Below are 14,404 nucleotides of genomic sequence, written 5' to 3' on the forward strand. Positions count from 1 at the left end.
CTTCGTTAATCCGTTCTATAAGTGTGTGTTCATAAAGAGGTTGTTCATAAAGTCGGTTTTCAGGCTTTTTAATCTATTCACCATACTTCTTGCAGTGCCAAACGAAAGATACGATCCAGTTCCTGAACCTGTACGGCATCCTCTCTTGCCATCTGTGAGGCAATCTGTTCATAGTGCTCGATCTGTTCTGTCAAAAATGCTTGGATCGCAGGCAACTGCGGCTCGATATCAAGCTCATCTCCTGCTTTTTTACGGCGCAGCAGGTCATGAATCTCTATAGATAAAGGATCCCCTGCAGGAATCAGATCTTCAACTAATCGTTCGAACTCCATTGGCGGCATCGTCTCATATCGCTCAATCCAGCCACAGGCAAGTAGTGGACGCAGGACATAGAAATACTTCTTAATCTTCACCTGATTCCCCTGCAAGTAATCCCGGAAATTTCCTTTTGCCATATTGAGATAATGAAACATACAAGATTTAGACGAGAACGTTAGTGGCGACTTTGCACGAATCTGCCCTGCTATACTAGACTTCTCCAAGTACTGGATCGGCGATTGCAACCACTCCAGCAGCGGGGGATTCGATTTACGGAATAACTTCAGCGCCTTACGCAAATCCCAACCGTTAATATCAAGCTGATCATTGATGGGCCGTTCAATAACATCTCGTCCCTCTTCAATAGAGAGATACCATTCCAGCGGTCTCACATAGATAAAGCGTACATCGTAATCACTATCCTGTGAGGGGAATCCCCAAGCACGACTGCCTGACTCGCAAGCATAGAGGATCTGAACCTGCTCTTCCCGTTCAATCTGCTCCAATTGCTGATGAATCATTGATCGCATTTCTTCACTAATTACGTTCATTGTATTTCCCTCCTTTGGCGATACGATGCATAGCTCCCGATTCTTCGTGGGTTTGTGATCCTATTTGCTCTCATGTAATCGTCTGCTCAAACCTATGGTTTGATTATGCCTCTTCTTGGACGTCAGGAACATGGTGAAAGTATGGCGACAGACACATATAAAATGAAAGCTGCCTATGTTCCTGTTACAATAAGAGGATACGAGACGTCTTCTCGGAACTAGCATTCGACCCTGTTTGAACACGCACTTGCAAAACATTTTACAAACTAACAGTGGGAGAATCTCTACCTATTCACCTGGATCTGAGCCAACAAGGAGTGAGTATTATGGCAAAAGAGAGCTTTGACAAAGAAATTCAGTTTCTTCGTATGTTATCCCTAACAAGTGGTGCATATAATCGTAAGCAATATGCCGAGCGCCTTGGCATTTCAATACATACCTTCGATAAGACCACACGTCGATTAAAAGAGATTATGCAGACCGTCTCAGAACAACGCACAGATTCAGAGCCAGGCAAAGAAATGAATGATCTGGCTCGCTTCCAATATGGCGAGTCGGCAGAGCCTATGCTGCTCTTCCTATTTCGCGCCAAGTCAATGAAAGAGACGGAGGTTAAGCGGCTTGTTCTTCTTTTACATGCGCTTCAGCAAACAGCTCTAACCGCTATGGAACTTCTCGATGCCTGCTGCGAAGATCTGCCTGAGGACATGGCACTGCCTGATGAGAAAACGATTCGTTCGGATCTTAAATATCTGGAAGAGGTTGGCGTTATTCGCAAGGAACCTGGCGGCAGACCCTATCGGTATCTTCTGCAACAGGATATCTTGACGAAACTCACGGCTGAGGAACAACTGGAACTATATGATTTTGTGGATATTATGGCGAACACTCAGGTTCCTTCTGTTCAAGGATATTTACTACGGGATAGTCTCAAAAAGGCGATTGCCCTAAGTTATCCGCAAGAAGAAGCTACTGAGCCTTTTATCTATAAATACCACTACTACTCACGCATCTTGGACGAAGCGCATTTATACACCTTACTTGGTGCAATTCGGCAGCGGAAATGGGTTCAGTTTATCTACTATTCCCCTAAGAAGCCATCTAGCTACAGCTCACAGAACACGAATCCGTTATTTGAACGAGAAGCTGAGGGACGTCTGAACCGCATCCTTCCCCTGGAGGTGGTCTATGACCATCAATATGGACGTTGGTATGTTGTCGGATATCAAGGACGTCGTGGATTTGTGAAATTTCGGATGGAGGGCATTACCCAGATCGAAGAGCAAGATGCGGCGAATGAAGCATATATGGATCAATTAAAAACAAAATGGGCCGATCTTAGCCGTTACAGCTGGCTCGTGGATACCGGAAATACCGTTACTGTGCAAGCACGTTTCTTCCACCCCACCGATGGTCAGCGCAACTTCATATTGGATCGTGTGAAGTTACAAGGGCAATGGGGTACGATCACGCCTGAAAGCAGTGATACTTTCCTCTATGAGATTCGTGTGAACGGTACAACTGAGATCAAACCATGGCTGCGGAGTTTCGGCTCTAGCTGTGAAGTGCTTGCTCCCCGCAGGCTACGTCAAGAAATGATTAAGGAATGGAAGGAGATTGCTCAGTACTATGAACCTGTTCGAGAAAATGTTCAATTACCAGATCATGACGAGATTGAATGAGACAGGGCTGTTCACTTGGACATCACAAGAACGCGCTTGGCTGCGGTTGATGTTGAAGCATCCGGCGGCGTTCGAGGCACTACGTCCCTTGACCCTTAAGAAACTGCAGGAGATGTTGGAACCAGAGCAGGACTTGAACCTTCAGGACTACCTGACGGAAAAAGCCAAAAGCGTAGAGAACAGCGTCTCCCATCCACTTCTCCAATCCTTAAGGCAGATGATATTACATCATCAGGGGTTTCGCTTAACTGGACGTGTCCGCAATGGACGAATCAGCAACGACCAGTTCGGATTTCCATACAAGCTGGAATACTCTATGGTCAAAAAAGAATGGTATGTGCTCTGGTATGCCCCGCGCTTTCACAAGCTCATGGCTACCAAGCTTCACAGTATCATTGCCGTAGAAGCCGAACCTATTGAAGCAGCTCTCGCTTCCAAGTATGCACAAAAGATTACCACATTAACTGAACACCGAAAGACAACTGTGACCATTGAAGTGTTGCCTGAATTTAATCAGGAGCTGTCGCGGATCCTGTACGCATTCTCCTGCTTCGAGAAGCAGGTCGACTATGATGAAGGCGAACAAACCTACCGGATTATACTCACGATTCCACGGGGAGAAATGGATTATGTTCTATCCAAGATGCGCTTTCTGGGCAAAAGAGTTCGGATCACTGACAATGCTTCGCTCCGCAACCGTATGGCGGAGACGGCCTCTAAGGTGCTAGCGCGTTATGCGGAATCTGAAGCCGAGGGTGAATCAGAGTCTCAGCGAGCACAGTATGATGAGAGCCATACCACAGGCATTTCTTAGGTGGAGTAAATGATGTGATATTCTCAGCACAAAAAGCTTACTTAAGAAGCCGACATATGTTATATGTCATAAGCTCTAATTTGTGATTGGACGATTCATATATATGTGCCTGCAACAACAAGCCTGGACACAATGTCCAGGCTTGTTGTATGATACATCGCCCATGCTTTTATATGTGCAATGTGGTGTACGATGTTTAGTTTTTGATACATGGTATTACGCATTATTCAATATGCATCATGCGATACCAGCTTTATTTTCCTACGTACTGTTCGCCGAATTCCGTCGCTTATTAATCGCATGTACACCCATCACCACCGCGATCAACTCATAAGTACCGAGCTGTTCTGAATCATTGTGAAGCACAAAGGCGCCTGAACTGAACCACCCGCTTGTTCGTCTGAAGCTGGCTACCGTCCTGCCACCCATACCGGTAATCTCATACTCCTGCGAGAAAGCCGGTGCGGACACCTCATATACACCACGAGACCCAGCATCATATTCATACTTTTTACTAAAAAAGCTAAGTCTTGCTCTCAGTACACCCCAATGGCTTCCATCAGCAGAAGTTACATCCCATCGATTCGTTAACATCCGGAATTTACCGCTGCAGATTAAGCCCGACGTGGCAAATACATCTATAGATGATCCAAAGGCACTTTTTAGATCCAAATGCCCTGCCTGTTCTTGGTCTTGATTCATAATTTCTGTATAACCAGCGTTGAAAAAATTATCCTTGAAGTACAGCTCCATGGAACCCCTCCTCCTTACAAGTTTATACTAATCTACCATTATAGCGTAATTAATCTATTTACGTTATAAAAGAGGCAGAGGCTTCAAATTAAAAATGTTCTGTCTGCTCTAGGAGCAACGACAGAACATCATCTATTACATGTTACTTATGACTATACTTCAACTTTTTTATTATTCAGATACACCGTTAAGGCCACACATCCGATGGCTACAACGACTTCAAAAATTGTACTTCCCCACATCACATTTCCCCATACAGGCCCATTAGAAGTGAACGTTATTCCAGTGCTTTCCTCCGTAAAGTTAAATATTTGCAGTGGGCTAACTACACCTGAAAAAATAACATTCTCAACCCAGCTAAGGACTGAGGTAATGATGAAATAAGCAACAAGTCCAATCCATGGTCCCGATATCCAGCGGAAGCTGCCCGCAATCGAGATGGAGAGGAAGATGATGACCGACATAAACAAGATCACCCAAAGACCGAGCAGAATAACAGCGATAATACTTGAAAAGTCCATTCCACTCATGTTGATAAAGTACATGATATCAATTCTTGAGTTCAACGAATCATAGATCAAAAGGTGAATCGTACCAATCACCGCCAACACCAACCCACATATCGCCCCAAAGAGCAGTGGAGATAACACATGGGACAACCCTGACACAGGAACGAGACGACGATTATAGGCTCGAATATTAGACCAATACGTCTTGATCATTTTGACAAAGGTTGCTATACCTACCGCTGTATATGAGACAATAGCGAGAATGACTTCTCCACCATTTGGTAAAAATGGCGCTACTGCAACCTGCAGAATAATTAGGGCCACTAGACTCGCTAACAAGGTGTTCCAATTCCTTTTAAAGTCATACTTCAGTAATGTCATCATTCGGCATAGACCTCCTTGAACATCTCATCCACACTTTTTCCGTTTTGCAGACGCAGCGTTTCAACTTCTTCCCGCAGTACCATTTGGCCCTCACGAATAAAGATGACTTCGTCAAAGATCCGTTCAATATCGTTCAGCAGGTGCGTCGAAATAATAAGGCTGCTGTCTTCATCATAAAATTTCACAATAGCATCCAGAATTTTGCCGCGAGCGACAGGGTCAACTCCACCAATCGGTTCATCTAGTAAATATAAACGAGCCTTACGTGATAGAGCCAGTGTTAGCTGTAGTCTTTCGTTCATGCCTTTCGAGAGATGTTTAACCTTCTCCCCCTCTGCCAGCTTCATAAAATCAAGCATTTCCCGCGCTTTTTCTTGATCAAAATCAGCATAGAAATCACGGTAATAAGCAATCGCGTCACGCACTTTCATCCAGCTCTCCGTTAATGGCTTATCCGGCATAAAAGATACAAGCGACTTCGTCTCCAGCCCAACCGGTATGCCGGCGACCTGAATGGAACCACTGGTCGGGTGCAGCAACCCGGCAACCAGCTTCATCAAGGTACTCTTGCCACTACCGTTACTGCCGAGCAATCCGACAATTCGACCTGGAGCAATCTCAAGTGTAACATCTTGCAAAGCCTTCTTTTTGCCATAAAACTTACTAATCTGGTTCAACTCCAAAATGTTAGTCATGCTGCGTTCCTCCCTTCCCAGCTGGATTATTCTGTTGCGACTGTCCTTCGGCGACGGCATCTGCCACAATCGAGACAATGTCCTGCTCCTCAATACCGAGTTCTTGCATACCTGTCAGGAAGCGCTCCAGTAATTCTCCAGCCATTTCTTTTTTGATCGTCATAATCTTCGACTCCTCACTTGTCACATATCTTCCAAGCCCGCGTCTCGTTTCCACCACTTCTTCTCGTTCCAGCTCTTGGAACGTACGTTGTACCGTGTTGGGATTAATCTGCAATTCAGCCGCTAGTTCCCGTACCGAAGGAATCTTATCTCCAGCTTGCAGTGTTCCGGTCACAATCTGCTTCTTGATGTACTGCATGATCTGTATATAGATTGGTAAGTTATTATCAAATTCCATACTCACAAAGCTCTCGCTCCCCTCTGTATTGGTGTGTTAGTTACATAGTACACTAGTAATCCGGTATTGTAAAGCCTATATTTTAGGTCGTTATGTTCAGATATAAAAAACAAAAAAAGAGCAGATCTAAACGATCTACTCTTCATCTAACAACATACTATTAGCTACTTCTAGATAGGTTTAGCTATTAACGGCGGATAATTCCAGCTATCTCAAACTCGGTGTAACAAACACCACATTATACAATGTCCAAAGGAACTTTCTGTTGTGGTGCAGGGAACACCTCATTCAGCCGCGCCTCGTCTTCTGGGGTCAACACAAGATTCATTGCGGCCGCATTATCTGCCACATGTTCTAGTTGGACTGCTTTGGGTATCGCAATGACATCCCCTTCACGGATGACCCAAGATAATGCAATCTGGGAAGTCGTCACATTCCGTGCTTCTGCAATCTCTTGGATGACTGGATGTTCGAGTAATTCTTTACGCAGTCTGCCCCCTTGTGCAAGAGGACAATACGCCATTACAGGAACATGCCGTTCTCGTAACCAAGGCAATAGATCATATTCTATGCCCCGTGATGCAGCATGGTACAACACTTGATTCACTGCACAATGTTTACCGCCCGGTAGGTTCCATAACTCCTGCATATCGTCTGTATCCAGATTAGATACACCCCAGCGCAGAATCTTGCCAGCTTGCTTCAGCTGCTCCATAGCTTCGACGGTTTCTTCAAGTGGAACCCTTCCTCGCCAATGCAGCAAATAGAGATCTATCCGATCTGTACCTAGACGCTGGAGGCTGTTCTCGCAAGCTGTAATCATTTGCTGCCGGTCTGCATGATGCGGATACACTTTCGACACCAGGAATACATCATCACGACAACCTTCGATTGCTTCACCTGTCACCTCTTCTGCCCCGCCTTCTGCATACATCTCTGCGGTATCTATAAGAGTCATTCCAAGTTCAATTCCATCTCGCAAAGCTCTAACTTCCTTCGTACGGCTCGAATCCTTTTCACCCATGTACCATGTACCTTGACCAATTGCAGGCAAGGTTGTACCATCCGGCAATTGAACTGTACGAGCGATCCGATCCTGATTCATTCGAATTACCTCCCATTAGATTCCATTGTGGTGTCATCTATACTTGTTCAGGCGGTTGTTGGTTAGTAACGGACGGATTGGCCCGTTTCCAGCGTCCCACCATCATCACATATAATTGATCTAACGGTAATGTGAGACTACTCTGCGCTATGCTTATCGTGGCATCCACCATATTTGTATTCACCGTCATTAATTTGCGTTTGATACCCATCTGGCGATCCAGAAAGGCCTTCTCATCCCGAAGTTTAATGCCAATCATCGGTTGTCCCATGAGCTCATACATAAAAATATTCTCTACATCTGTCCAGGCAATGGAACCACCTGACGTATATGAGGAAGAATCAACAAATCCCTTCTCATCCACCACAAATGAAGGCTCTTTCTTGATCATTTTCATCAGAATGTAGCATAGGCAACAGCCAAAAAATAAAATAGAAACAACACCAACCACACATGAAATAGTAGAAGCACCAGTTTCCTTCGAATCACTGAGAATTAAGAATAAACCGGCTGCAATGAATATTGCTGACCCTGCTGTTAGCCACGCTAGGCGTTTACGGCTAGGGTATTCTACGTGTTGTTGTTCATAGGATGTGGACAATGTGGTCTTCCCCCTTCATTGCGACAAAAAAATAGTTGCTCGTTCATAGGTCGTATATCTATATCAAATGGCATAATTAGCATTGTTAATTAAACGTATTCGCGTCTGTCTAAACGGTAAGTTAGGACTTATTTTTGTCAGTTTCGTGACTATTCAACAGTAGAATTCGTCACAATTCAGACAATTCCTTTATCCTGTCGAATAATCGAAAAAATCGAGCTGCAATGGCATACGGACGTTGTCCTACTCTATTGTTTCCGTTAATATAAATGGAAAGGTTAGGAAAATACATTCAAATTAGGGTGGGAGGACATAGAATGAATAGTTTACGTGGCATGACTTCGGAAGACCTGTTTCAGATCACATGGGTCAACGATCCAACACCATCTCCTCAAGGCAGACAACTGGTGTATGTGAGTCGAAAAACGAATGACGTCCGAGATGGTTATTCATCCCACCTGAGACTCTTGGATCTCGTAAGCCACCAAGACCGTCCTTTTACTTCTGGGGAGAAGGATCACTCTCCTGCCTGGTCGCCGGACGGATCACAGCTTGCCTTTTTACGGGAACAGGATGGGAAGACCCAAGTTTGGCTCATCGCATCCGATGGTGGAGAGGCTAGAATCGTAAGTCATCTCAAGCATGGGGTTAGTTCGATGCTCTGGTCACCAGACGGACAAGCCTTGCTCGTTAAATCCTCTGTGGATGAGCAAGCTGAAGACGATAAGGACACCGAAGATTCCGCAGAAAACAAATTACCACAAGAGCATATCGTAGATCGCATTCGGATGAAATCAGACCAAGGTGGATTATGGAATGGCAGACGCAATCATCTATTCTATATCCCGCTTGAACGTGGAGAGGCTACGCAAGTTACCTCAGGTCACTATGACGTTGGAGAGTATGCCTGGTCTCCGGATGGTACAAGCATCGCGTGGATTACCCAGATGCCAGAAGAAGGCGAAGATCATAACGATTACAGTCTAACCAACCATGTATATCGTGCGAAGCCCGACGGAACAGCGCTTGAGCAGCTAACGCCGGAAGGGTATTCATTCTACCGTCTTACCTATGCACCGGATGGACAATCCATTGCACTACTCGCCAGTGACCGTTCCTATCACAATGCTACGCTTATCAAATTATATTCACTCCCCCATACGGGCGGTGAACTAGAGTGTCTTAATTCAGATTGGGATGTGCAGTGTAGCCACAGTCTCGTTGGAGATATGCGCTCCCATTTAACCCCTACAGGACCAATATTCAGCCGTGATGGTTCGTCAATCCTCTGCTTAGTAACGATCGAGGGCAGTGTTCGGATTGCCAAATTTGCAAGGGATGGCGGCGAGTCACGCTATATTTTACCGGCCGAAAAAGAATTCTATCAATTTGCTGAACTTGCAGATGGGCAGATTGTTGCAGCCGTGGCTGATGTTTGGAGTCCAGGAGATCTCTTTCTCTATCCTCAACCGGATGACATCGAAGCTCAGCCTGTTCAACTGACACATAGCAACCCACAGTTGACCGAACAGATCCAACTTAGTTCACCAGAGACATTCTGGTTTGACTCTTCGGATGGGCTCCGGCTACAAGGATGGATCATGAAACCACAGGGTGTGGTCGATGGGGTCAAAATCCCAACGATTCTTGAAATCCATGGTGGACCACATATGATGTATGGCTTTACATTTATGCATGAATTCCAAATCCTTGCCGCACAAGGGTATGCCGTAATGTATCTTAACCCTCGTGGAGGTCTTGGATATGGGCAACAATTCGTGAATGCCTGCCGTGGGGATTATGGCGGCGGTGATTACCGTGATCTGATGGAAGCTGTCGATTATGCCCTTGGTCAATATGACTTTATCGACGAGACTCGCCTAGGTGTTACTGGTGGCAGTTATGGTGGCTTTATGACCAACTGGATTGTTGGGCATACAGATCGATTCAAGGCAGCTGTTACACAACGCTCCATATCCAACTGGCTCTCTTTCTACGGCGTCAGCGACATCGGGTATTTCTTCACAGAGGATCAGATTGGCGGCAACGCTTGGGATGATACGGAGAAGTTATGGAAGCACTCGCCACTAGCCTATGTAGGCAATGTAACAACCCCACTGCTTATTCTACATGGAGAGCAGGATCTACGCTGCCCGATTGAACAAGCTGAGCAATTATATATTGCCTTGAAGCGACGTCGACAGACGACACGTCTCATTCGGTTCCCAGGCGCTAATCATGAATTGTCCAGAGGAGGACACCCTCACCTGAGAGTTCGCCGGCTTGAGCATATTGCGGGTTGGTTTAATGAGCACCTCTAAATAGTAAGAGTGGAACCAAGCTGAGATTATCAGGTAAAAGGAGAACTCACCCTCAACAAAAAAACCACGTTGAGATCATCATACAGATGACTTCACGTGGTTTTTCGATGTTGTGGCAGTATTCGATCACTCCGGGAGTTCTAAAGAATTGTGGACACGCTAATACACCTTTTGGGCGCAAAAATCAGATCTATTCCGTGGTCATTGGTGATATAACGGTTCTAGGATTCGTTAGCATTCCCATTCGCCGTGATACGGTCGAATAAGCTCTCTCAGATTCGTTAGCACCGACCGTGTAAAGAGAAAGGCGCGTTGATGTGACTATTTTACCTACTCCATTTCAAACGACACCTTAAATTAACCCAATCTAAAGCCTACTCCAGTGTTCTTCCGATACATATTATCTGGCTGTACTGCTTCAGACGATTCTCTACTTACTCTACTCTTCTCCCCAAACTACCGTGACCTCGTTATCCCCCTCGTTAATGTTGGAGGATGATCCTGAGATCGATACAGCAAATTTCCCATCCGCACGTCCCACGATACTGAAGTCATCAGCACCTAAGTCTTGGACGTTCTGCGTAAGATTTTGGTTCTGATAGTAGTCCCGATATGATGCTCCAAGGACAGTTAGTGTCTCTTTTGTGCTATAGGTCAGACTGACCTTTTTCTTACCATCCATCACATTTTCCACAAGGGAGATGGTCTTCGCATCTTTAGGCAATGGGAAATCAGCCGGCAGGTATTTGGATTTCACACCTTGAGCCTGTGTATTTGCCCCTGTTGACGGAGCAGTTGTTCCGCTGTTTCCTGTTGTTGGCGCACCAGATGAACTAGTTGAACCAATGCTTACTTTGTTGTTCTGTGAATCATACTTAACTTCTGTGTTCAATGCCTCAGCTATAGAGCGTACCGGTAAGTATGTACTCCCTTGGTAAGTGATCGGAGCCAGCTTCTTCCCCTGTTCTCCTGTCGGTGTGAACTTCTGTCCATTCACCTCAATGGCTAACCCATGATTCAGGTATGCTTTGATCGTTTCTAGTTGAGTACCTGCATATACTCCCGCTGAACCAGTTAGCACCATACCAAGTACCCCTACTGTGATTGCCCATTTTTTACTTTTCATCCTGTGAAACCTCCTCAATGAGTATATTCATGTCATTACCCAATACATAGCGTTGATTGATGTTAATACGTTGTTAAACCAAAGAATGGAATCATAATACCATCTGATGACAGCTTTTGAACTCAATTATCACTAAAACAGGTCTCCGGGAGTACTAAAATAGTCTTTTCTAACAATATATACTCCCCTCGTTAGGCAAACATGTACCATGATAAAAGTCCCGAATTAGCAACTATATCCATGGTCATACTAATTACACTGTGTATTTTCCTTGCGCGGAGTAACACTGATGTCGTAACATGCTGACCCACGATCAGATGCATGAGCTCAAGTTGCAGAAATACTTATTTTATTAGATAATAGTCTGTCGAATGTGGTCGAACTGAACGGAACAAAAAGGGGGAACATGTAATGAAAAAATATAGCTTTGATGAGTCAATTCATCGTCTTGATACAGGATCGGAAAAGTGGGACGCACTAGAGGAAATTTTCGGTGTTACGGAGGCACTGCCGATGTGGGTAGCCGATATGGATTTTGCTGCCCCACCATCGGTAATTCAGGCGCTGCAATCCCGTATGGAACACGGCGTCTTCGGTTATACGGTACGTACGGATTCATATCATGAGGCCGTGATCGGATGGATGGAGAGCAGACACAACTGGAGCATCGAGAAGGAATGGATTGTGTTTACCCCCGGCATCGTGCCAGCCTTAAGCATTGCTGTACAACGATTCACCGCACCAGGTGATGCAGTCGTTATTCAAACGCCGGTATATGCGCCCTTCTATGAAGTCGTACGTGGACAAGGCCGAGAGCTCATGACTAATCCACTCAAAGGAACGAATGGTCACTATACCATGGATCTAGAACATCTCGAATCCTGCTTCCAGACAGGTCGGGTCAAAATGCTAATTCTATGCAGCCCCCATAATCCATTAGGAACGGTATGGAGTCGCCATGAGTTGGAAGAGCTTGCTGCACTATGTGTTAGATATGATGTATTGATCGTTTCCGATGAGATTCATGCCGACCTGGTACATCAGCCAGGTGCTCACACACCATTATCTATGATCTCGGACGCGATTGCCCAGCAAAGTATCATCTGCACGGCACCAAGCAAAACATTCAATATTCCGGGGCTCTGCACATCCAATATTATTATTCCAAATGCCAAGCTGAGAGAATCATTTATACAGGGAGTCAAAATTATGGGACTGTCCAGCATCAGCACGTTAGGCGCTACAGCTGCCGAAGCAGCATACAGAGGTGGTGCAGACTGGTTGGATGAATGTCTCGCATATGTCCGCGGGAATATGGAATATGTACAGCAATATGCGGCAGAGCATCTCCCTCAACTTGGGGTATATCTGCCAGAAGCAACGTATCTGTTATGGCTTGATTTCAGTAAGCTGAACATGACGCAAGAAGAGCTGAGCAGTGCCCTACTGAACGAAGCGAAGATTGCCCTTAACGATGGTATTATCTTCGGTGCGGAAGGCACTGGATTTATGCGAATGAACGTTGCATGTCCACGCACTACGGTTGAAGAAGCTATGCGCAGACTAACGGCTTGGGTCAATTCACTCAGCCAAGTATCGGTATAAGTTTGTAATTCGGACTTGTATTTATTGAAGTGAATCATCTTAGGATAACAGAATCGTAGCGGTAGAAATAATAAGTCGAGTTAGCAGTACTGCTTTTGTTAATCCTATGAATGCTACTACTATAAATGTTGAAGATCAAAATGAATCTTTATGATAGCCATCTTCTATCTGCTTGCAGAGAAGAAGATGGCTATTTAAATTTCATCTCAACTCCACCTGATGGTGCCGCTCAAGCTCTACTTGAGTTCTATTTGAGTTTAACTTGAGCTCTACTCTGCATGGGCTTTTCCCGTCACCGTTGGCGTTACTTATGCCTTTCTCTTCTCCTATTCCCTTACTTTTACTTTACTTCCTCTTCGCCAACTCTTGATTGACTTTAATATAGTGGTTGCTGACTTTCTGCTCCAACGTATACACATGCTGTTTCGTACTTGTCCACTTCTCTGTCGCCGAGACGAGTTGATTCAATGAACTTAGCACACGTGAAGGCTGGGTTTGCTTGAGACTCTGCTTGAATTGTTTCAGTGCATTTGAGTAACGTTCTTTTGTTAGCGAAACTTGTTTTTTGGCTGTTTGAATTTGCCTTTTTACCGAATCAGCACCTGATAACATACTACGCAAACGTTTGATTTCTGTATTTTTCCGTTTACGTGCTTCAGCAAGCTCGCTTTTCTTCATTCGGATCTCTTCCCTAGCCAGTTGCACAGCTGGCTTCAATGTATCTGCTTGGGCACGAACAACCGCTGTCCATTCCTTGTTCTTCGTCGCTCGGGCTGCATCCAGCTGTTTATTCACCGAGGTGTAAAGGGCAAATAACGGCTCGTATCGAGCTTGGGTACGTTCTAAAGACAGCGTTAATGACGATATCTTCTTCTCATCGGTCTGCCGGATGCTCGCCTGCAGTCGTTTGAGCTCTGCCATGTTGGACGTATGGAGTGCTTTCGTTTTTTGCTCCCACGTCTTCCCTTGTCCTTCCAAGCTCCCCACGTTCTCATAGGCTCGCTGCAAGGATGCTTTTGTCTGGCGATCTGCTTTGTTTAATACATCGTTCCAAGCCTTCTGTGCAGTGACCCCCAGTTCAATCCCTGCCGCCTCGGTTATTGTAAGCAGGCTAAGGTTTAGGATCAAGCTAAACACAATTACTAGTGGGACAAGTAAACGCAGGGAAGTTATACGCTTCGTCTGCGGACGACCAGCAGTGCTTATGTCTGCGATTGCTCCCTGTGGGAGCTTGACCATCGTTTCACCAGGCACCTTGCCCATCGCTCGATGACTTACGCCATAACTTGCTCCATGATTTACTCCGTGCCTAGCTTTGCTCTTTAGTATTTGCCTGGGTTCGTACCTGGCTTCGCCCTTTAACTCTTGCTTTAGATCTTGCTTCAGTTCTTCCTTTGATCCTTGTTTTGGTTCGTCTCTAACTTCCCTCTTCAACCTTGACCTCGGTTCGTACCTTTCTTCGTGCATTGCCTTCTCCCCCTTCGTTCTCTCCGACTTAAACCTATGCATCATCACATATGAACTCCTTTCTAGAGGTTGT

Annotated in this window: 14 protein-coding genes; 5 read left to right on the forward strand and 9 right to left on the reverse strand. The window is 45.3% G+C overall.

The genetic code is table 11. The features are described 5' to 3' along the window. Positions 1–77: 77 nt before the first annotated feature. Positions 78–869, reverse strand: coding sequence for a nucleotidyltransferase domain-containing protein (locus tag ASD24_RS08570; protein WP_056694450.1), 792 nt, complete (start codon positions 867–869; stop codon positions 78–80). A gap of 326 nt (positions 870–1,195) precedes the next feature. On the opposite strand from ASD24_RS08570, the gene ASD24_RS08575 reads away from it, so the two are divergent. Both ASD24_RS08575 and ASD24_RS08580 read left to right on the forward strand, forming a co-directional pair. After that, on the forward strand, positions 1,196–2,551 hold the full coding sequence (locus ASD24_RS08575; protein WP_056694452.1) for a helix-turn-helix transcriptional regulator: 1,356 nt from the start codon (positions 1,196–1,198) through the stop codon (positions 2,549–2,551). Further along, positions 2,535–3,365, forward strand: a complete 831-nt coding sequence (locus ASD24_RS08580) for a WYL domain-containing protein (protein ID WP_327205235.1) — start codon at positions 2,535–2,537, stop codon at positions 3,363–3,365. Before ASD24_RS08575 ends, ASD24_RS08580 begins: the two co-directional genes overlap by 17 nt. Before the next feature lie 261 nt (positions 3,366–3,626). On the opposite strand, the gene ASD24_RS08585 is transcribed toward ASD24_RS08580, so the two are convergent. The 6 genes from ASD24_RS08585 to ASD24_RS08610 form a co-directional block, all read right to left on the reverse strand. After that, complete coding sequence (locus ASD24_RS08585) at positions 3,627–4,118, reverse strand: hypothetical protein (protein WP_056694456.1); 492 nt, start codon at positions 4,116–4,118, stop codon at positions 3,627–3,629. A 152-nt stretch (positions 4,119–4,270) separates the two neighbouring features. Then, entirely contained in the window at positions 4,271–5,011 is a 741-nt protein-coding gene (locus tag ASD24_RS08590; RefSeq protein WP_056694458.1) for a hypothetical protein, read from the reverse strand. Beyond that, the gene (locus tag ASD24_RS08595; protein WP_056694460.1) at positions 5,008–5,706 is read right to left on the reverse strand and encodes an ABC transporter ATP-binding protein; all 699 of its coding nucleotides are present in this window, start codon (positions 5,704–5,706) and stop codon (positions 5,008–5,010) included. Before ASD24_RS08595 ends, ASD24_RS08590 begins: the two co-directional genes overlap by 4 nt. Then, positions 5,699–6,112 (reverse strand): GntR family transcriptional regulator, encoded by a 414-nt coding sequence (locus ASD24_RS08600; protein WP_056694462.1) that lies wholly within the window; start codon positions 6,110–6,112, stop codon positions 5,699–5,701. The genes ASD24_RS08595 and ASD24_RS08600 overlap by 8 nt, the downstream gene beginning before the upstream one ends. A 232-nt stretch (positions 6,113–6,344) precedes the next feature. Beyond that, positions 6,345–7,211, reverse strand: coding sequence for an aldo/keto reductase (locus tag ASD24_RS08605; protein ID WP_056694464.1), 867 nt, complete (start codon positions 7,209–7,211; stop codon positions 6,345–6,347). A gap of 37 nt (positions 7,212–7,248) precedes the next feature. Beyond that, on the reverse strand, positions 7,249–7,812 hold the full coding sequence (locus ASD24_RS08610; protein ID WP_056694466.1) for an STM3941 family protein: 564 nt from the start codon (positions 7,810–7,812) through the stop codon (positions 7,249–7,251). Positions 7,813–8,129: 317 nt separating this feature from the next. On the opposite strand from ASD24_RS08610, the gene ASD24_RS08615 reads away from it, so the two are divergent. After that, positions 8,130–10,133, forward strand: a complete 2,004-nt coding sequence (locus tag ASD24_RS08615; protein ID WP_056694469.1) for a S9 family peptidase — start codon at positions 8,130–8,132, stop codon at positions 10,131–10,133. 86 nt (positions 10,134–10,219) lie between these two features. After that, a complete protein-coding gene (locus tag ASD24_RS30955; protein ID WP_235540466.1) occupies positions 10,220–10,399 on the forward strand; it encodes a hypothetical protein in 180 nt (59 codons plus the stop codon). 173 nt (positions 10,400–10,572) lie between these two features. Here the strand turns inward: ASD24_RS30955 and ASD24_RS08620 are convergent, their stop codons facing one another. Next, complete coding sequence (locus ASD24_RS08620; RefSeq protein ID WP_056694471.1) at positions 10,573–11,259, reverse strand: stalk domain-containing protein; 687 nt, start codon at positions 11,257–11,259, stop codon at positions 10,573–10,575. Between the two features lie 411 nt (positions 11,260–11,670). On the opposite strand from ASD24_RS08620, the gene ASD24_RS08625 reads away from it, so the two are divergent. Next, a complete protein-coding gene (locus ASD24_RS08625; protein WP_056694473.1) occupies positions 11,671–12,864 on the forward strand; it encodes a MalY/PatB family protein in 1,194 nt (397 codons plus the stop codon). A 345-nt stretch (positions 12,865–13,209) separates the two neighbouring features. On the opposite strand, the gene ASD24_RS08630 is transcribed toward ASD24_RS08625, so the two are convergent. Continuing rightward, positions 13,210–14,331: a hypothetical protein gene (locus tag ASD24_RS08630; protein WP_156395385.1), complete on the reverse strand. Its 1,122-nt coding sequence runs from the start codon at positions 14,329–14,331 to the stop codon at positions 13,210–13,212. Between the last annotated feature and the right edge of the window lie 73 nt (positions 14,332–14,404).

Origin of the sequence: Paenibacillus sp. Root52, from assembly GCF_001426865.1 — a bacterium.
Lineage (GTDB): Bacteria > Bacillota > Bacilli > Paenibacillales > Paenibacillaceae > Paenibacillus.